Genomic DNA, 18946 nt, shown 5'->3' on the forward strand with positions numbered 1-18946 from the left:
CTCACCCCTACCCAGGAGAAATCATGAACACCCGTGCCCGTCGCGCCGTCTTCGCCACCGCGGCGATCGTCGGCGCCGCCGCCCTCGCCGGATGCTCTGCCGCAGGCAGCGCGCCCGCGGCATCCGGCTCGCTCACCGAGCTGACCGACGACCAGCAGGTCGAGATCGTCTTCGAGTCGTACAACCTCGCGAACGTCGGCACCGGTTCGGATGCCATCAACCAGCTGCTGGACGAGTTCATGGACGAGAACCCGAACATTACCGTCGTCGGCCAGCCCAGCCCGTTGACCAGCACCGCCGCGAGCGTGCAGCAGCAGCTGCTCGCCGGGCAAGCGCCCGACATCGCGCAGCTGGCCTTCAACGAGCTCGACTTCGCCGCCACCACCCTCGGCGCGCAGAACCTCAGCACCCTCGTGGGCGACGAGGGCCTCGCCGATCAGTTCGGGGGCGACTACCCCTACCACGAGCGCGCCGCCGTGCTCGCCGACTGGGACGACGCCACCTACGGCCTGCCCTACGTCTTCTCGACTCCCATCCTGTGGATCAACGAAGACCAGTTCACCGCCGCAGGCCTCGACCCCGAGACCGTCGATCTGTCGACGTGGGATGCTGTCGCCGACGCCGCCGCGCAGATCACCGAGTCCACCGGTGCCCCCTCGATGAGCGTGTGGTGCGTGGTCACCGGCGGCAGCTGGTGCATGCAGGGCCTCTTCCTCTCGAACGGCGCCCAGGTGCTGAGCGATGACCGCACGACGATCGAGTTCGGCTCGGACGCCGCGATCGATACGGTCGCGACCTTCACCGAGATGTACGAGGACGGCGTGCTCACCAACGAGGACTTCACCAGCCAGTACGAGGCGTTCGCGCAGGGGAAGACCGCGATCCACGTCAACACCTCGGGCATGCAGGGCGCGTTCATGATGGGCGCCGAGGCCGGTGGCTGGACCCTCGACGCTCACACCCTGCCCGCGTTCGGAGACCAGGCGGTCGTGCCCACCAACTCGGGCTCGTTCCTCGCGATGTTCGCCACCGACCCCGCCAAGCAGGCCGCCGCGTGGGAGCTCATGCAGTTCATGACCAGCCCCCGCGCCTACGAGATCATCTCGACCCAGATCGGGTACCTACCGCTGCGCAGCAGCATGGCCGACGAGGGCGGACCGCTCTATGACTGGGTCGAAGCCAACCCGCTCGTGAAGCCCAACCTCGAGCAGCTCGACGCGCTCGAGCCGTGGGTGTCGTACCCCGGCGACAGCTACGCCCAGGTCGACCAGGTGCTCGCCACCGCCATCGAAGACGCGGTCTTCTACGGCGCCGACCCGGCCGCCACTATGACCGAGGCCGCCGAGCGCGCGCAGGGGCTGATCGAATGACCATCGACCTCGACCTGACGCCTTCGGCGACGGATGCCGCGGCCGCTTCGTCGCCGGATGCCGCGACCGCGGCGCCTCGTGAGCGTCGCCACGCCGTGGCCGGCCTCTACAACCTGCGCGACACCGGCGGCTACCGTGCAGCCGGCGGCACCAGCCGGTGGGGCAAGCTGCTGCGGTCAGATGCTCTGCACCGCATCGACGCGACCGGTCGCGACCGGCTGGCCGAGATCGGCGTCGCCCACATCATCGACCTGCGCGGCGGCGACGAGCGCGCCACAGCGCCGAGCGCGGTCGACGGGCTCGAGGTCACCGTGCACCACCTGCCCGTGTTCGACGACGCCGACCCGGCCGCGCAGGCCACCACGCACGTCGGACTCGTGCCCGTCTACGACCACATCGTCGACGAGCGCGGGGCGCAGCTGGTCGACGCGATCCGGGTGATCATCGCGGCTGACGACGACGACGCGGTGCTCGTGCACTGCACCGCCGGCAAAGACCGCACCGGTCTCGTCGTGGCCTTCGCGCTCGCCGCCGCCGGGGTCGACCGCGACGACGTCGTGGCCGACTACGCCGCCACCGCCGAGAACCTGCGCGGCGAGTGGTCAGACGCGATGACCGCCGTCTTCGAACAGCGCGGCATCGAACTGACCGCGGGAATGGTCGAACTCATCACCGAGAGCCCCGCCGAGGTGCTCGAGGCGCTGCTCGAGCGCATCGACCGCGAGCACGGGTCGATCAGCGCCTACCTCCTCGCCCACGGACTCACCCCCACCGAGCTCGAGCGTCTCACCGCCGTGATCATCGACCCCGCCGCCACCGCGGTCTGATCGGAAGGAACACACACCATGTCGCACATCGCGAGCCAGCATCCCGCTCCCGAGCACTTCATCCTGCATGTCTCTGACACCCACTTCGTGGGCGACGGCGACCTGCTGTACGAGCGCATCGACAGTGACAAGAACCTCGCAGAGCTGTTCGACGGCTTCACCAAGGCCAACGCCCGCCCCGAAGCGATCGTGTTCACCGGCGACCTCGCCGACACCGGCCGCCCCGACGCCTACGAGCGCCTGCGGGCCATCGTCGAGCCCGCCGCCGAGAAGCTCGGTGCCCAGGTGATCTGGGTGATGGGCAATCACGACGAGCGCGTCGCGTTCCGCCGCGGCCTGCTCGACGAGGAGGCCGACCAGTCCGAGCCCGTCGACCGCGTCTACGACGTCAACGGTCTGCGCATCATCGCGCTCGACTCGACGGTGCCCGGGCAGCACCACGGCGAGATCAGCGACGAGCAGTTGGCGTGGCTGCGCCGCGAGCTCGAAGTCCCCGCGCCCGACGGCACCCTCATCGCGCTGCACCACCCGCCCGTGCCGAGCCCGCTCGGGCTCGCCGCCCTGTTCGAGCTGCGCGACCAGGAGCGCCTCGCCGAGGTCATCCGGGGCACCGACGTGCGCGGCATCCTGGGCGGTCACCTGCACTACTCGACCACCAGCACGTTCGCGGGCGTGCCCGTGTCGGTCGCGTCGGCGACCTGCTACACGATGGACCTCGCCGTCGCCTACCCCGGTGCCCGCGGCCAGGACGGCGGCCAGTCCTACAACCTCGTGCACGTCTACGGCGACCGGGTGCTGCACTCCGTCGTGCCGATCGGGCAGTTCCCGACCGTCTACGAGATGACTCCCGAGATGCTCGAGGCGTTCATGAACATGACCCCCGACGAGCAGCTCGCCGCCGTCAACGCGTTGGCGGGAGAGTAGTCAGCCCATGTTCGTCACCGTCTCCGCTCCCTCGGCCGCCGCTGCGCCGGCCGAGGGAGCGGGCGCGGCTCCGGCCGAGGCATCCGCGCCCGTCGTGCGCCGCTCGCGCTTTCGGCCCCAGAGCCTGCTGCCCTACCTGTATGTGCTGCCGGGCACCGCGTTCCTCATCCTCTGGACCTACAGTCCCCTCGCCCAGACGTTCGGCCTGTCGTTCTACGACTGGAACCTGCTGCCCACAAGCCCCAAGACGTTCGTCGGCGGGTCGAACTACGCCGAGGTGCTGGCGCTGCCCGAGCTGCACACCGCGCTGCTGAACACCGTCGTCTACATCGCCGCGTTCTTCGTCTTCTCGCTCGTGCTGCCGATCGCGATCGCCGTCATGTCACGGCAGGTGCGGGGGCGAATGCGCACCTTCTATCAGGCGCTGATCTTCGTGCCGTTCCTCATCACCCCCGTCGCCACCAGCGCCGTGTGGCGGTGGCTGTTCGCCGAGCAGGGGGCATTCGCCACCGTGCTCGCGCACTTCGGCGTCGACATGCCGAACGTCTTCCGCGACCCCGACCTCGCCATCTGGGCCGTCATCGTCATCGTCGGGTGGCAGATGCTGGGCTTCGGCGTGCTCGTGATCGCCGCCGGCTTCGCCGGCATCAGCCCCGAATACGGTCAAGCCGCCGCACTCGACGGTGCCGGCGCCGGCCGCATCTTCGGACGCATCACCTTGCCGCTGCTCTCACCGACCCTGGTCTTCCTGTCGCTCATGACGATCCTCCTCGCCGCGCAGTGGACCTACCCGATCATCGACCTGCTCACCCAGGGCGGGCCCACCAACTCAACCACGAACATCTACTACCTGCTGTACCAGTTCGGGTTCCAGAACTTCGACGTGGGCATCTCGTCGGCGGCCGGGGTGATCTTCTTCGTCGGGTTCGGCGTGATCGCACTCATCTTCCTCGAGCTGCAGGAGCGGCTCAGCTTCTACGACAACTAGGACCACCCATGTCATTCGTCACCGTCACCGGGCCGGCGCTCGCCGCCGACACCGTGCTGCACAAGGGCGCTCGCGTGCGGGCGGCTTCCGCTTCGGCGGAAGATGTCGCCGTGGCATCCCGCACCCGCCTCGGCACCATCGCCGGCCACGTCGTGCTGATCATGCTCGCGCTGTTCAGTGTCTTCCCCGTGTACTGGATGTTCGCCACCGCCTTCCGCGCCCCCGAGAACGCGCTCGACCAGACGCTGCTGCCCTGGCCGCTCAGCCTCGAGAACTTCGCCTACGTGTGGAACACCATCCCCATCGGCAACATGCTGTGGAACACCTTCGCGATGTCGATCATGCTCGCCGTGGCGCAGCTGCTCATCGCCGTGCTCGCCGCCTACGGGTTCGCCATGTGGGACTTCCGCGGGCGCAAGCTGCTCATGTTCCTCTTCATCGGGTCGTGGCTCGTGCCGTTCCAGGTCACGATGATCCCCAACTATGTGCTCGTGTCGCAGATGGGCCTGCTCGGCACCGTCGGGGGCGTCGTGATCCCCCAGCTCGCCGGAGCCTTCGCCGTGCTGCTCATGGTGCAGCACATGCGCGCCTTCCCCCGCGAGCTGATCGAAGCCGCACACCTCGACGGGCGCTCGAGCTGGGCCACGCTCTGGACCGTCGTCGTGCCCAACATGAAGCCGGCGCTCGCCGCGCTCGGGATCATGGCGTTCATCTCGGCGTGGAACGAATACCTCTGGCCGACGCTCATCATGCGCCAGGGCGATGCACTCATCCAGGTCGGCGTGCGCAGCTTCTTGAGCGCCGAGGAAAACAACTGGGGCGCGACGATGGCCGCCGCCGGGCTCGCCTGCGTGCCCGTGCTGCTCATCTACGTGTTCCTCCAGCGATACGTCGTCGACGCCTTCGTGCGATCAGGACTCAAGTGAGGCACCGTCCCTACGGCTGAACTGACCAAGCCACCCAAAGCAGCGACGTCTTGCACCGATCCCCTTGCGGGCGACGAACGCAAGCGGGAGGTCGCGGGCGATCTTCCGGGCGTCGTCAAGCGTGCCCCTACTCGTTGACTTCCCATGGCTGGCCGAAGCTGGCGCCGCGTACGACCGACCAAGCTTCTACCGCGCGCTCGCACGAGTCAATCGTCGCCCCACAGTCCCGTCACGTAGTAGTCCTCTGCGTCGGTGTAGATCGAATCGCCGACCCGCTCTTCAACGTTCGGGAGTCCGGCGAGCTCATCGGATGCGCCGTCGAGAACCAACTCATATACGGAGCACTGCAGAAGGACCGGGACTAGCGTCACCTCATGTACGGCGTACTCGTGCTCCGGAGCACCGTCGTCGTCGTATTCGACGTGCAGGCTTCCCTCGTCGCGCGCCCGGACGTGCGTTAGCCAGGGTCGTTGTCAAGGGGGGATGCAGACGACGGCTGTCAGCGCATTGTTGATCTGGAGGTACTGATGATCACCGCAGATCAACAAAGGCTGGTGTTCGAGCCGCTCGGCCAGGGCGCCTGGCGGCTGTGCGACGCCGGCATCGACGAAGCAAGCGCCGAGCGCTTGATCGCCTACGTGGAGCGCGCGGCGAGCGGCGGGTACGAGGCGATCTGGATGCGGCCGGGTCTGCGAGCCAGCCATCACGCGACGCGCGAAGACGTTCGACTGACTGCCATGGCGCAGCGGAGCGGGAAGGTCGCCTCGACGCGTTCGAAGCCGATCCCGATCCCGCATCTCACACCGCTGCAGTCCCCGCTAGCCCGAGGACTCCCCGGCGCCAACTGACGAGCCGCACCCATCGCAATGGCGCGGGCCTGCGACTGGGCTCGGGGTCGCGCTTCTGAGTTGAAGCCGCCGCCCACTGTTGTGGAGGCGCGGGCACTCGCATTGAACCGATCGCACGGCACCGCGTTAGACCAACACAGCTGTCCGGTTGGCTGTCGGCTCGGGCATCAGGTACATGCCCTCACCCCATGACCCCCACCGAATGTCCGAAGAGCCCGTTTTCCGCAGCTCAGGCACCAGCGGATAGCGCTCGTCGGGCACGATCGCTTCCGGCGTCTTGCCCACCAACGCCGCCGCGATTCTGCGAATCCGTTCCTGCGTGACGGGGTTCGCCGGTCGCGCCTGCCGGGGAGCTTTCACGAGCGGGCGCCAGACCTTCGCGTGTTCCTCGAACTCCAGGTTCCATCGTCGCTCGTTCCACTCCTGGTCGCTGCCCTCCCTGAACCGGCTCAGCGTGTCGCCTGTCTCACGCCGCCAGCGCTGCCCGCCAAGAGCGAAGCGCAGCTCGTCGAGCTCGAAGTACGGCTGCACTTCGCCGCGGTCGTCTACCTCGGGAGGGTGCACTCGGAGCGCATACTCGGTGAGATCGCCCCCCTTGACCGAGGGGAGCCAGACACGAAGCTGACCCCCCGCATCCACCGGCACGGGAGCCGGCCAGCCACCGTTGACGTCTTCAGGTTGCGCGTCCTCATCCGCGACGCCCCGGTCGAGCTGCAGGAACCAGGTTCCCGGGGGGACTACCTTCTCCCGATTCCTCATGCGGCGCTCTCCGCGCGAGCCCGACAGCGTCACCTTCACGACGAGGTCGACGTCGCGCACGAGCGATCCGGTGCCGTTCGTCACCACCACGCCCAGATGGGAGGTATCCGAGGGGTTGTTCCGCGGAGTCTCGGCGATCCACGCGACCAGGCCGTTGGCGTGGGACTCCTTGTCGGCGTCTTCGCGCTCATTCCGTTCGCGGTCTATGCGGCGCCCTTCTGCGAAGGCGATCGCGATCGTGGCGCCGAGCGCTGCCGTGCTGAGGATCGGGCCCAGGAGGCCGCCGAATGTATCACCGATTGGGCCGGTCCGCTCCATCCAGTTTGGCTTGCCAGCTGCCTGGATGGCCGCTACCACGGCAAGAACGATCGAGAAGACGAACACCGCGGCGAGGACGGCTCCGGCGACGAGCACCACCCACCGCCACGCCCCGACCTTGCCCGGAACCCGCTTCTCAGCGCTGTGTGTGCTCATCGTGCGCCTCCGATACTCCCGTAGACGACCGCGTGCGCCGCCAGAGGCGCCGTGCACTCCGAGGGGTGGGCCTCAACGAGGCGCGCGAGCGCCAGCGCGTAGTGGCGAGGGCAGTAGACGGCCGCCTCAGCCTCGTGCGTGTGGTCTCCGTGCCGTTCCTCGGCGCCAACGATGCGGTAGCCGGGCGCCGCGGTGCACACGCTCTCGTCCCACTGGCACCCGCGCGGGCGATCCCCCTCGAACCCGTCGAGCGGGATCGTGACATCGTCATCGATCGTGATCCCCGTGGACATCAGTTCGCCTCCTTCGCCAGCGCCGCGCGCAGCGCCTGCTCAGCGCGCGCGATCCCCTCGTTCAGCTCCTCATCGGTGAGCACGACGTCGTCATCCAGCCAGCGCCCCCAGCGGCGCTCGAAGCCTGCGCGATCGCGATGATGCTTCTCACGCTCCAGAGACGGGTGGACGCTGATGACCACCATGGCTCCGTCGTCGTCCGTCTCGATCAGCAGGTTGGCGGCACCCGCCGGAACCGGGACGGCGATGTCGGTGCCGATGATCCCGAGGATCAGCCAGCCATCCGGGTCCGGGCACGGCACAGCACCGCCTGTGAGCGTGGCCTGGGCACGAACGTCTCCCCATGCCTGCACGAACCTCGCGTTCATTCCCATACGGGTGGCGCCCGACATCCGCAGCTCCGCCCGGGGACGCGGCGCGATCTCCGCAACCGGCGAATCAAGCCATTCGGCGGAGTCGAGGTTCGTCGCCACCGCGATGGGCGCGTAGCCGACGACCTCGTCGTCGACGACGGCCTGCAGCAGCATGCCGTCGCGCATCTCGCCCGGCACATAGGGGAAGTCGGTCAGCACGAGCGCCTCGAGCCGCACCTGCGTCTTCGCCAGCGCCTCGTCGATCCATGCCTGCACGTCGGCGAGCGAGCCGAACGTCGAGACGGCCACCTCGTGCTGCTCGTACGCGGAGATGCCGTGCTCGACGCGCGTCACGACGTCGTCGAGCGCAGCCCCGCCCCAGCGCCGCTCGTGCCGCTGGGCCACGGCCCAGGCGGCATCCTCCATGCAGATCGCGTCATACCAGTCCTGCACCGGAGCCGGCTCGCCGAGGGTGCGACGGAACGGATCCAGCAGCGGCCGCAGGCCGGCCAGGGCGTCGGCGCTCGGGGCATCGTGATCGTCGCGGATCCCGCACCGCACCGGGCAGGTGTCGAGGTCCTCCTCCGCCCCGGGGCGACCCCAGACGACGTACTGCACGTCCTGCCCTTCGGCCGTGTGGGCGCGGGCCGTCCAGCCCCGCACCGGCCCCGAGGCGAAGGGCACGAAGTCGCTCGGCAGGAGCGAGGTGCCGTAGGCGGGCTCGCCGAGGCGGGTGAGGTAGTTCACGATGCTGGGTGGCGCACTCATCCCGCTCAGGCTAGGAAGGCAGCCGGGCGCGCAGCGCCCGGGCGGGCCTCGCTCGGACGTTCCCGCACGATTCCGGACGAACCCGGTCGCGGCGGTGCTGCTATCGGGCACCGTGCCGGAGGGCACAGAAGGCGACGGGACTACCGGGCCCGCGGGTGACTCGTCGCGTACACGTCGCGCCGCGTGCGCAGCACGCCGTGCCCGGAGGGCACAGAAGGCGACGGGACTACCGGGCCCGCGGGTGACTCGTCGCGTAGACGTCGCGCAGCGTGTCGACCGTGACGTGCGTGTAGATCTGCGTCGTGGCGACGGAGGCGTGGCCGAGCAGCTCCTGCACGACGCGCACGTCGGCGCCGCCCTGCAGCAGGTGGGTGGCGAACGAGTGGCGCAGGGTGTGCGGCGAGACGTGGGCGCTCAGCTGCGCCCGCTCGGCGGCCGCCTGGATGACCAGCCACGCGCTCTGGCGCGACAGGGGCGCGCCGCGCGCGCCGAGGAAGAGCTTCGGCGAGGCCCGCCCTCGCGTGGCGAGATCGGGCCGTACGCGCGTGAGGTACGCGTCGACCGCCGCGCGGGCGTACGAGCCGACGGGCACGATCCGCTCCTTCGAGCCCTTGCCGCGCAGGCGGACGACGTCGCCGTGCGCGAGGTCGTCCACGTCGAGGCCGATCGCCTCCGAGACGCGGGCGCCCGTCGCGTAGAGCAGCTCCAGCAGCGCGCGGTCGCGGATGCCGAGCGGCTCGTCGGGCGACGGCGCCTGCAGCAGGCGCTCCACCTGGTCGATCGAGAGCGCCTTCGGCAGGCGCCGCGGCTGCTTGGGCGGCCGTAGCCGCTGGGCGGGGTCGTCGGCCGCGTGCCCCTCGCGCGCCAGGAAGCGGTGCAGCCCGCGCACCGAGGACTGCAGCCGCGCGAGCGACGAGGCGGCCGGCGGCGGATCGGCGGAGGCCCGCTCGGCGGCGAACTCCGCCACGATCGCCGCCGTGACCGCGTCGGTGTCGGCGATCCCCCGCTCGGCCAGCCACTCCCCGTAGCCGGCGAGGTCGCGCCGGTACGCCGCGACGGTGTGATCGCTCAGGCCGCGCTCGATCGTGACGTGCCTGAGGTAGGCGTCGATCGCGCGCTCGACGCGCATCAGGCCTCGCGCGAGCGGATCCGATCGGCCGCCAGCAGCACCCCGAGCGCGAGGGTGGCGTTGCCGAAGCGGCCCTCGCGGACGGCGCGCAGCGCCTCCTCGAGCGGCACCCACTCGAGCCGCATGTCGGACTCCTCGTCCTCGCGGGCGAACGCCTCGGCCGTGGGCGTGAGGCCCGTCGCGAGGTACAGCTCGATGCGCTCGGCGCTGCTGCCCGGGCTGAGCGCGAACGCGCCGAGCCGCTCCCAGCGCTCGGCCGTGAGATCCGCCTCCTCCGCGAGCTCCCGCTGTGCGCCGGCGAGGTGGTCCTCCCCCGCGACATCGTGCAGGCCCGCAGGGATCTCCCACTCGCGCGACGCGATCGGGTGACGGTACTGCTGGATCAGCAGCACGCGCTCTGCGTCGTCGATGGCGACGATCGCCGATGCACCGGGATGGGCGATGTAGTGGCGCACGAGTTCGCGTCCGTTGTAGTCGATCCGGTCCTCGACGACGTCCCACACGCGCCCGCGGTACCCCACGGCGGAGTCGAGGACGCGGATGTCCCCCGGCTCGTCGTGCAGCTCCACGTCAGGCCTCGACCCCGGCCTCGACGTCGTCGACCTCGAACAGCTCGCTCGCGCGGTGCCGCTCGAGCGCCGCCGCCACGAGGCCGCGGAACAGCGGGTGCGGATCGGTCGGGCGCGAGCGCAGCTCCGGGTGCGCCTGCGTGGCGATGTAGTACGGGTGCACGTCGCGCGGCAGCTCGACGAACTCGACGAGGTCCAGGTCGGGGTTCAGCCCCGAGAAGACCATGCCGGCCTCGGCGATGCGGTCGCGGTAGGCGTTGTTCACCTCGTAGCGGTGGCGGTGGCGCTCCTGCACCTCGGTCGCGCCGTACAGCTCCGCGGCGAGCGAGCCCTCCGCGAGGCGCGCGGGGTACAGGCCCAGGCGCATCGTGCCGCCCAGGTCGCCGCCCTCGAGGATCTCGACCTGCTCCGCCATGGTCGCGATGACGGCGGCGGGCGTCTCGGGGTCGAACTCGCTCGACGAGGCGCCGTCGATCCCGGCCACGTTGCGCGCGTACTCGATGACCATGCACTGCAGGCCCAGGCACAGGCCGAGCGTGGGGATGCCCTGCTCGCGGGCGAACCGCAGCGCGCCGAGCTTGCCCTCGATGCCGCGGATGCCGAAGCCGCCCGGGATGCAGATGCCGTCGAGCTCGGCGAGGTGCTCGCGCGCGCCGTCCGGCGTCTCGCACAGGTCGGAGGGGATCCAGCGGATGTTGACCTTCGACTCCTGCGCGAAGCCGCCGGCCTTGATCGCCTCGGTCACCGAGAGATAGGCGTCGGGAAGGTCGATGTACTTGCCGACGAGGCCGATCGTGACCTCGTGCTTGGGGTTGTGCACCGCCTGCAGCACGCGGTCCCAGCGCGTCCAGTCCACCTCGGCGGCCTTCGTCAGGCCGAGCCGCCGCACGATGTACGAGTCGAGGCCCTGGTCGTTGAGGGTCGACGGGATGTCGTAGATGCTCGGCAGGTCGACGGTGTTGACGACGCCCTCGGTCTCGACGTCGCACATCAGCGCGATCTTGCGCATGTTCGCCTCGGTCACGGGGCGGTCGCTGCGCAGCACGAGCGCGTCGGGCTGGATGCCGACCTGGCGGAGGGCGGCCACGGAGTGCTGCGTGGGCTTGGTCTTCTGCTCCCCCGACGCGCCCATGAACGGCACGAGCGAGACGTGCACGAAGAAGACGTTGTCGCGCCCGAGCTCGTGGCGCAGCTGGCGCGCGGCCTCGAGGAACGGCTGCGACTCGATGTCGCCGACGGTGCCGCCCACCTCGGTGATGATCACATCGGGCTGCGGGTCGGCCTCGGCCTGCAGCCGCATGCGGCGCTTGATCTCGTCGGTGATGTGCGGGATCACCTGCACGGTGTCGCCCAGGTACTCGCCGCGGCGCTCGCGCGCGATGACCTGCGAGTAGATCTGGCCGGTCGTCACGTTCGCGGCCTGGCTCAGGTTGACGTCGAGAAAGCGCTCGTAGTGCCCGATGTCCAGGTCGGTCTCGGCGCCGTCGTCGGTCACGAAGACCTCGCCGTGCTGGAACGGGTTCATCGTGCCCGGATCGACGTTCAGATACGGGTCGAGCTTCTGCATCACGACGTGCAGTCCGCGTGCGGTCAGGAGATTGCCGAGACTCGCGGCCGTGAGCCCCTTACCGAGGGAGGAGACGACACCGCCCGTCACGAAGATCTGCTTGGTCGTCGTACCCGAGTTGCCCTCAGAAGTGGTCTGCATCACGGGCTTCTATCCTAACAGTCGAGGTGAGGGTGGGGTTCATCGCGACACCCGCGCGTCCGCCATCGCCAGCAGCTCGCGAGCGTGGGTGAGGGCGGCGTCCGAGTCGGACATGCCCGAGAGCAGGCGGGCCATCTCGGCCTCGCGCTCCCCGCCCTCGAGCGCCCGGACGCTCGAGGTGGTGACGGTGCCGTCGCTCGCCTTCACCACGCTGAGGTGGTTGTTCGCGAAGGCCGCGACCTGCGCGAGGTGGGTCACGGCGATCACCTGGGAGGTCTCCGCGAGTTTGGCCAGGCGCCTGCCCACCTCGATGGCCGCGGCGCCGCCGATGCCGGCGTCGACCTCGTCGAAGACGAACGTGGGGACGGGATCGGTCGCGGCGATGACGACCTCGATCGCGAGCATCACGCGGCTGAGTTCGCCGCCCGAGGCGCCCTTCGCCACGGGCCGCGGCTCGGCGCCGGGGTGCGGGGCCAGCAGGAACGCCACATCGTCGCGGCCGTGCGCGGCCTCGGCGCCCTCGCGCACCGCGACCGTGACGGCGGCGTCGGGCATCGCGAGCGCGTGCAGCTCCTCGGTCACGGCCGCGGAGAGCCGGGCGGCCGCATCGGTGCGGGCCGCCGTCAGCTCCGCCGCGCGGGCGTCCAGCTCCGCGCGGGCCTCGTCGCGCTGCACCGCGAGCCGCTCGATCCGGTCGCCGTCGTCGTCCAGCTCCGCCAGGCGCGCCGATCCGGTCTCGAGCAGCGCGATCGCCGCGTCGAGCGATCCGTGTGCCCGCACGAGCGACGCCACGGCCGCGCGGCGCTCCTCCACGGCCGCGAGCTCCAGCGGGCCGGACTCGTCGAGGTCGGCGAGGAAGCCCGACAGCTCGACGGCGAGGTCGGCCGCGCGGTAGCCGAGGTCGGCGAGCTGCTCGGCGATCGCGCCGAGCGTCGGGTCGCCCGCGCGCTCGAGCGCGCGCCGCGCCTCCGCCAGGATCGACGCCACATCGGGCGCGCCCTCCTCGCTCGACAGGCCCTCGCGCGCGAGCGCCGCCGCCGCCCGCAGCTCCTCGGCGTTCGCGAGGCGCTCCGCGCGCTCGGCGAGCGCCGCGTCCTCGCCGGGCTCCGGCGCGATCTGCTCGATCTCGGCGAGCGTCTGCCGCAGCGCCTCGGCCTCGGCCGCGCGGGCGTCGCGCTCGGTCGTGAGCGTGGTCAGCTCGCGGTCGATGGCCCGCCACGCGTCGAAGGCCCCGCGGTACGCCGCGAGCGCGGCGCCCACGGCCTCGCCCCCGAATCGGTCGAGCGCGTCGCGCTGGGCGGCCGCCGACTTCAGGCGCAGCTGCTCGGACTGGCCGTGCACGGCCACGAGGTGCTCGGCGAGGTCGGCGAGCACGCCCGCCGGGGCCGTGCGGCCTCCCACGCCCGCGCGGCTGCGACCCTCGGCCGAGAGGCTGCGCGAGAGGTAGAGCTCGGCACGCCCCTCGCCGATCGGCTCGAGGTCGCCGCCGGCCTCGCGCACGCGCTCGGCCACGGCGCCGTGCTCCGGCACGATCCAGACGCCCTCGACCAACGCCTGGGGCGCACCGGCGCGCACGGCGCCGGAATCGGCGCGCGCGCCGAGCAGCAGGCCGAGGCCCGTCACGACCATGGTCTTGCCGGCACCCGTCTCGCCCGTCACGGCGGTGAAGCCCGGCCCGAACGGCAGGGCGGCCTCGGCGATCACGCCGAGGTCGCGCAGGCGCATCTCCTCGATCACCGCTCGGCACCTCCCGGCATTGCGCCCGCGACGGGATCCGCGACATCCGCGTCGTCGTGCAGCGGCACGACACTCACGGCGTCGGTCATCATCGTGCCCGTGGGGCCGCGCCAGCCGTGCACGGGCAGCTGGAACTTGCGCACGAGCCGGTCGGTGAACGCGGCGGGGTGCAGCCGCGCGAGGCGGACGGGCCGCTCCGAGCGCCGGACCGTGACGCGTGCGCCGGCGGGCAGCGGGTGCGAGCGGCGGCCGTCGCACCACAGCTCGCCCGACCCGGCGATCCCGCCCTTCACCTCGAGGGCGACCGTGTGCTCGGGGCCGACGACGAGGGGGCGCGCGAACAGCGCGTGGGCCGAGACGGGGACGACGGCGATGGCCTGCACGGTGGGCCAGATCACCGGGCCTCCCGCGGAGAACGCGTAGGCGGTCGATCCCGTCGGCGTGGCGACGACGCACCCGTCGGCGCCGAAGCTCGACAGCGGGCGCCCGTCGACCTCGAGGACCACCTCGATCATGCGCCCGGGCATGTCCTTCTCGATCGACGCCTCGTTCAGCGCCCACGTCTCGAACACGATCTCGCCGCGGCGGTCGCGCACCCTCACGTCGAGCGCGAGCCGCTCCTCCACGTCGTAGTCGCCGGCGATGGCGCGCCGCACGGCCTCGTCCATGTCGTCGCGCTCGATCTCGGCCAGGAAGCCGACGTGGCCCATGTTGATGCCCAGCACGGGAGCGGTGCCCTCGCGCACGAGCTCGGCGGCGCGCAGGATGGTGCCGTCGCCACCCAGGACGATGGCGAGGTCGACGTCGGCGAGCGCCACGTCCTGCCCCAGCGCCGCGACCTCCGCGAACGCCGGCACGACGGCCGCGAGCTCGGCGCGGTCCTGCGGGTCGAGCACCGGCACGGCACCGGACCGGCGGAGCGCGTCGACCACGCTCATCGCCGCCTCGACGGTGTCGTCGCGGTGCGCATGCGCGACGACGAGGATCCTGCGCTCTGTCATGGTCCTCCCCCGCTAGCCATTCCATCCATTCTGTCGGATCGACGGGTGCCCGCGGCGCCCATCCACAGGCGGGTCGCGCCGGCCGCCGTCAGCCCCGCGCGGCGGCCTCGACGGCGCCGGCCCACGCGTCGGGCCGCCGGCCGCGCCCGGGCGCGAGGTGCACGAGCAGCTCGCGGTTGCCGCGCGATCCGGCGATCGGCGAGGGCAGCACGCCGAGGCACCCGAGGCCGGCGTCCTGCGCGCTCCACAGCACGTCGAGCGCCGCCGTCACGCGCGCGCCGGCGTCGGTGACGATCCCCTCGCGCACGCCGCCGCGACCCACCTCGAACTGCGGCTTCACGAGCAGGACGATGTCGGCGTCGGCCGCGGCGACCCGCGCGACGGCGGGCAGGACGTGCGTGAGCGAGATGAACGACAGATCGCCGGTGATCACGCCGGGGGCCTGCGCGACGCCGCCGGCCTCGGCGAGCGCCTCGGGCGTCATGTAGCGCACGTTGAAGCCCTCCACCGGGCGCACCGCCGGATCGGCCGCCACCTCGGGCGCGAGCTGCCCGTGCCCGACGTCGACCGCGATGACCGGCTCGGCGCCGCGCTCGCGCAGCACCTGCGTGAACCCGCCCGTCGAGGCGCCCATGTCGAGCGCCACCCGGCCCGACACGTCGAGCCCGAACCCGTCGAGCGCGGCGAGGAGCTTGTGCGCCCCGCGGCTGACGTAGTGGTCGGTCGCGACGCGGATCTCGGCCGCGTCGTCGACGCGCGCCGACGGCTTCGTCACCACACGGCCGGCGACCGCGACGCGCCCCTGCGCGATCAGCGCCGCGGCGTGGGTGCGCGATCGGGCCAGGCCCCGCGCGGCCAGCGCCGCGTCGAGGCGCTCGCTCACCGCTGCTCGCCGCGCGTCTCGGGAGCTGCCTCGCCCGGTGCCGACTCGAGGCGGCGCGCGAGCTCGTCGTGCAGGGCCGCGTACGCCGCGGCGCGCTGCGCGAGCGGCTGCTGCTCGACCACCCGCACGCGGCTGACGAGGCCCTCGCCCGTCTCGTCCTCGGGGATCACGCTGTCCATGCCCCCACGCTACCTCTGGCGGTGGAAGGGATCGGCGTAGAGCCGCTCGGGCACGCGGAATCCGAAGATCTGCCTGCCCGTGGTCCAGATCGCGTGCGCGCCCGCGCGCAGCAGATCGATGTCGCTGCCCTCCGAGAGGATCTCGATGTCCGGCCCGCTGACGCGCACCCTGGCGTCGCGCACTGTGGTGACATCGCCCTTCTGCTTCACGACCGGGTAGGGCTCGAACAGCTCGCGCAGGTCGCTCAGGATGTACGTCGGGCGCGAGTGCGCCGGCGCGGCCAGGATGTGCTTGGGCCGGTCGATCCCCGTCAGCACCACGGCGGAGTCGATGCCCGCGGCCTGCGCGCCCTGGATGTCGGTGTCGAGGCGATCGCCCAGGAACAGCGGCTTGGCGGCGCCGAAGCGGGCGACGGCCTCGTGGAAGATCGGCGCCTCGGGCTTGCCCGCGACCGTCGCGAGGCGGCCGACCGCGGTGTGCACGGCGGAGACGAGCGTGCCGTTGCCCGGCGCGATGCCGCGCGCCTGCGGGATCGTCCAGTCCGTGTTGGTGGCGATCCAGGGGATGCCGCCGTCCTCCTCGGGCGTCGCGAGCGCGTACGCGGCCTCGGCGAGCTGGGTCCATCCCACGTCGGGCGCGAAGCCCTGCACGACGGCGGCCGGAGCATCCTCGGCGCTGCGCGTGACCACGTAGCCGGCCTTCTCGAGCTCGACGACGAGGCCCTCGCCGCCGACCACGAGCACGGTCGCGCCCGGTGCGACCTTCTGCCCGAGCAGCCGGACGGCCGCCTGCGGGCTCGTGACGACCTCCTCGGGCCGCGTCGGCAGCCCGAGATCCGTGAGGTGCGCGGCGACGGTGGCGTCGGTGCGCGAGGCGTTGTTGGTGATGTACCCCAGCCGGCGCCCCTCGCCGGCCGCGCGCGTCAGGCTCTCGACGGCGTGCGGCAGCGGACCGGGGCCCGCGTAGACGACGCCATCGAGATCCGCGAGCACCACGTCGACGCCGTCGAGCGGTGCCGCCTCGGTCTTCTTAGCGAACAGCGCCATCGGTGCCGTCAGCCTCCTCGTCCTCGGTCTGCGGGTCGGTGTGCGGGTTCTCACCGGCGTCGATCACGCCGGCGTCGGCGAGGATCTGGTCGACCTCGTCCTCGATCGTGAAGCCCTCGTCGGCGGGCTCGTCCTCGTCGTCGTGCTCGTCGGCGAGGGGCTCCTCCGACGACTCGTCCTCGGACGGCTCGGCAGCCGAGTCGAGGTCGGCGGGCTCCGCGTCCGCCGCGTCGGGACCGGCCGGCTCGTCCGCGTCGGCGTGCTCATCCGCGAACTCCGGCTCGATCTCCTCCACCTCGTCCACGAGGATCTCGTCGCCCTGCGCCAGGTCCTGGTCGATGGCGTCCGCCGCGATCTCGGCACGCGCGTGCCATTCGGCCGCCTCGTCCTCCCGCCCGAGGTCCTCGAGCACGGCCGCGCGAGCGGCGAACAGGCCGGGGCTCCACGGGAACGCGCGATCGGGATCGGCCTCGGGCACGTCCAGCTCCGCGAGCGCGAGCTCGGTCTGACCGAGGTCGAGGCGCGCGCCCGACAGGGCGATCGCCAGCTCGACGCGCTGCTCGACCGAGAGCGCGTCGCGGTCGGCGGCGCGCCCCTCCTCCAGCGCCTTCTCGGGGCGGCCGACGCCGCGCTCGCTGTCGACGATCATGGCGACGTGGTCGTTGCGGCCCGTGATGCGGCGCAGCGTGCGCAGCTCGCGCAGCGCGAGAGCGAAGTCACCCAGCGTGTAGGCGGTGACCGCCAGCGTCTCGCGCGCCAGGGCGACGCGGCCCGCGTGACGGACCGCCGCGAGGGCGTGCTCGTGGGCCAGCTGCGGGTCGTCGTCGATCAGGCGCGCCGCCATGACGATGTGGCGTGCCACGCGGTCGGCGTTCTCCTTGCTCAGCGTCTTGAGCTCGTTCTGCTGACCGTGCAGATCCTTGGGCGTGACGTCGTCGGGCAGCTCCGGATCGGGAATGCGCGGCGCGCGGTCCTCGTCACGGTCGCGACGCGCGCCGGTGGCGCGCTCGTCGCGGTCCTGCCAGCGGCGCGGTGCCTCGCGGTCGTCGCGGGGCGGGCGAGCGCCGCGGCGGTCGCCGGAGGGACGACGGTCGCGGGAATCTCCCTCGTACCGGCGCGGGCGGTCGCCTTCGTCGCGGCGCGGACGGTAGCCGGCGCGATCCTGCCGCGGGCGGTACCCGTCGCGATCGTCGCGAGGACGATACCCGCCACGATCGTCGCGCGGACGCGAGCCATCCCGGTCCTCGCGGGCGCGGTAGCCGTCCCCGTCGCGGCGCGGGCGGAACCCGCCGTCGCGAGCCGCGCGGTCGCCGTCACGGCGCGGACGGTCGTCGCGGTCCTGGCGTGGACGCGAGGGTCCCGCGTCACGCTGCGGGCGGTAGCCGCCCTCGGCGCGGGGCGGGCGGAAGCCCCCGTCGCGAGCCGGGCGATCGCCGTCCCGGCGCGGACGGTCGTTCTCGTCACGGCGCGGGCGGTATGCGTCGCGGGACGAGCCCGCGCGGTTGCCGTCGCGGGCGGAACCCGAGCGCTGCCCGTCGTGACCCTGACCGGAGCGGTAGCCATCGCGGTCCTGCCGCGGACGGTAGCCGTCGCCCTCGCGACGGGGACGGTACTCCCCTTCGCCACGCGGACGGTAACCGCCATCGCGCGCAGAGCGACCGCCCTCACCGCGAGAGCGCGAGTCGTCGCGGTCCTGGCGCGGGCGGTAGCCGTCACCCTGCCGACGAGGACGATCGTCGCCGGCCCGAGGCAGCCGCTGACCGTCGCGGGCAGCGGGGCGAGCGCCCTCGCGGTAGGGCCTCGACCCGCGGTCGTCCTGGCGGCCCGATCGGTCGTCGCGACGGGGCTCGCCGCGATCCGCTCGCGCGGCATCGCGGCCACGCGAGTCGTCGCGACGGGATCCACCCTGCGGTGAGCGGCGGGGGCCGTCCCTGTGATCGCGCGGATCCCGCTTGTCAGCGTCGTCAGCCATTGTCCCCGTCCCTCTTCTACGGCGTCGAAGCACCGTACCGCTGTTGGATTGTGATTGTCGTGTAAACAACGGAAGGCCGCCCAGCGTTGGGCGGCCTTCCGGTGAAGTGGTGTCCGGCGGTGTCCTACTCTCCCACAGGGTCCCCCCTGCAGTACCATCGGCGCTGAGAGGCTTAGCTTCCGGGTTCGGAA

General features: G+C 71.8%; 19 protein-coding genes and 1 rRNA gene. 7 read left to right on the forward strand and 13 right to left on the reverse strand.

Going from position 1 to position 18946, the window contains the following annotated elements; genetic code table 11:
- Positions 1–23 precede the first annotated feature (23 nt).
- The 6 genes from ACYVJ0_RS12165 (at position 24) to ACYVJ0_RS12190 (ending at position 5883) form a co-directional block, all read left to right on the forward strand.
- Positions 24–1370: an extracellular solute-binding protein gene (locus ACYVJ0_RS12165; protein ID WP_460818062.1), complete on the forward strand. Its 1347-nt coding sequence runs from the start codon at positions 24–26 to the stop codon at positions 1368–1370.
- Positions 1367–2197, forward strand: coding sequence for a tyrosine-protein phosphatase (locus tag ACYVJ0_RS12170; RefSeq protein WP_005052798.1), 831 nt, complete (start codon positions 1367–1369; stop codon positions 2195–2197). The genes ACYVJ0_RS12165 and ACYVJ0_RS12170 overlap by 4 nt, the downstream gene beginning before the upstream one ends.
- A gap of 18 nt (positions 2198–2215) precedes the next feature.
- Positions 2216–3121 (forward strand): phosphodiesterase, encoded by a 906-nt coding sequence (locus ACYVJ0_RS12175; protein WP_460818063.1) that lies wholly within the window; start codon positions 2216–2218, stop codon positions 3119–3121.
- A gap of 7 nt (positions 3122–3128) precedes the next feature.
- Positions 3129–4109 carry a carbohydrate ABC transporter permease gene (locus ACYVJ0_RS12180; RefSeq protein WP_062637302.1) on the forward strand — a complete coding sequence of 327 codons (981 nt, stop codon included), beginning with the start codon at positions 3129–3131 and terminating at the stop codon, positions 4107–4109.
- A gap of 8 nt (positions 4110–4117) precedes the next feature.
- On the forward strand, positions 4118–5035 hold the full coding sequence (locus tag ACYVJ0_RS12185) for a carbohydrate ABC transporter permease (RefSeq protein WP_062637304.1): 918 nt from the start codon (positions 4118–4120) through the stop codon (positions 5033–5035).
- Positions 5036–5562: 527 nt separating this feature from the next.
- Positions 5563–5883 (forward strand): hypothetical protein, encoded by a 321-nt coding sequence (locus ACYVJ0_RS12190; RefSeq protein ID WP_090586853.1) that lies wholly within the window; start codon positions 5563–5565, stop codon positions 5881–5883.
- Positions 5884–6009: 126 nt separating this feature from the next.
- Here the strand turns inward: ACYVJ0_RS12190 and ACYVJ0_RS12195 are convergent, their stop codons facing one another.
- From ACYVJ0_RS12195 to ACYVJ0_RS12250, 12 genes are all read right to left on the reverse strand, one after another.
- Positions 6010–7116 (reverse strand): hypothetical protein, encoded by a 1107-nt coding sequence (locus tag ACYVJ0_RS12195; protein ID WP_460818065.1) that lies wholly within the window; start codon positions 7114–7116, stop codon positions 6010–6012.
- A complete protein-coding gene (locus ACYVJ0_RS12200; protein WP_460818067.1) occupies positions 7113–7409 on the reverse strand; it encodes a hypothetical protein in 297 nt (98 codons plus the stop codon). The genes ACYVJ0_RS12195 and ACYVJ0_RS12200 overlap by 4 nt, the downstream gene beginning before the upstream one ends.
- A complete protein-coding gene (locus tag ACYVJ0_RS12205; protein ID WP_460818068.1) occupies positions 7409–8530 on the reverse strand; it encodes a hypothetical protein in 1122 nt (373 codons plus the stop codon). The genes ACYVJ0_RS12200 and ACYVJ0_RS12205 overlap by 1 nt, the downstream gene beginning before the upstream one ends.
- Positions 8531–8756: 226 nt before the next feature.
- Complete coding sequence (gene xerD, locus ACYVJ0_RS12210; RefSeq protein WP_460818070.1) at positions 8757–9659, reverse strand: site-specific tyrosine recombinase XerD; 903 nt, start codon at positions 9657–9659, stop codon at positions 8757–8759.
- A complete protein-coding gene (locus ACYVJ0_RS12215) occupies positions 9659–10228 on the reverse strand; it encodes an NUDIX domain-containing protein (RefSeq protein WP_460818071.1) in 570 nt (189 codons plus the stop codon). Before ACYVJ0_RS12215 ends, xerD begins: the two co-directional genes overlap by 1 nt.
- A 1-nt stretch (position 10229) precedes the next feature.
- On the reverse strand, positions 10230–11936 hold the full coding sequence (locus tag ACYVJ0_RS12220; RefSeq protein ID WP_460818073.1) for a CTP synthase: 1707 nt from the start codon (positions 11934–11936) through the stop codon (positions 10230–10232).
- Positions 11937–11975: 39 nt separating this feature from the next.
- Positions 11976–13673, reverse strand: coding sequence for a DNA repair protein RecN (gene recN / locus ACYVJ0_RS12225; RefSeq protein ID WP_460818074.1), 1698 nt, complete (start codon positions 13671–13673; stop codon positions 11976–11978).
- Positions 13670–14674: an NAD kinase gene (locus ACYVJ0_RS12230; protein WP_460818076.1), complete on the reverse strand. Its 1005-nt coding sequence runs from the start codon at positions 14672–14674 to the stop codon at positions 13670–13672. Before ACYVJ0_RS12230 ends, recN begins: the two co-directional genes overlap by 4 nt.
- 88 nt (positions 14675–14762) lie before the next feature.
- On the reverse strand, positions 14763–15557 hold the full coding sequence (locus ACYVJ0_RS12235; protein WP_460818077.1) for a TlyA family RNA methyltransferase: 795 nt from the start codon (positions 15555–15557) through the stop codon (positions 14763–14765).
- A complete protein-coding gene (locus tag ACYVJ0_RS12240; protein ID WP_449854997.1) occupies positions 15554–15736 on the reverse strand; it encodes a hypothetical protein in 183 nt (60 codons plus the stop codon). The genes ACYVJ0_RS12235 and ACYVJ0_RS12240 overlap by 4 nt, the downstream gene beginning before the upstream one ends.
- 9 nt (positions 15737–15745) lie before the next feature.
- Positions 15746–16783 (reverse strand): HAD-IIA family hydrolase, encoded by a 1038-nt coding sequence (locus ACYVJ0_RS12245; protein ID WP_460818079.1) that lies wholly within the window; start codon positions 16781–16783, stop codon positions 15746–15748.
- Complete coding sequence (locus ACYVJ0_RS12250) at positions 16767–17645, reverse strand: hypothetical protein (protein WP_460818080.1); 879 nt, start codon at positions 17643–17645, stop codon at positions 16767–16769. Before ACYVJ0_RS12250 ends, ACYVJ0_RS12245 begins: the two co-directional genes overlap by 17 nt.
- Here ACYVJ0_RS12250 and ACYVJ0_RS12255 point away from each other — a divergent pair.
- Entirely contained in the window at positions 17559–18698 is a 1140-nt protein-coding gene (locus tag ACYVJ0_RS12255; RefSeq protein WP_460818082.1) for a hypothetical protein, read from the forward strand. The genes ACYVJ0_RS12250 and ACYVJ0_RS12255 overlap by 87 nt on opposite strands.
- Before the next feature lie 168 nt (positions 18699–18866).
- Here the strand turns inward: ACYVJ0_RS12255 and rrf are convergent.
- A 5S ribosomal RNA gene (gene rrf, locus ACYVJ0_RS12260) occupies positions 18867–18946 on the reverse strand; the annotation flags it as partial.

Source organism: Microbacterium petrolearium (assembly GCF_054782875.1).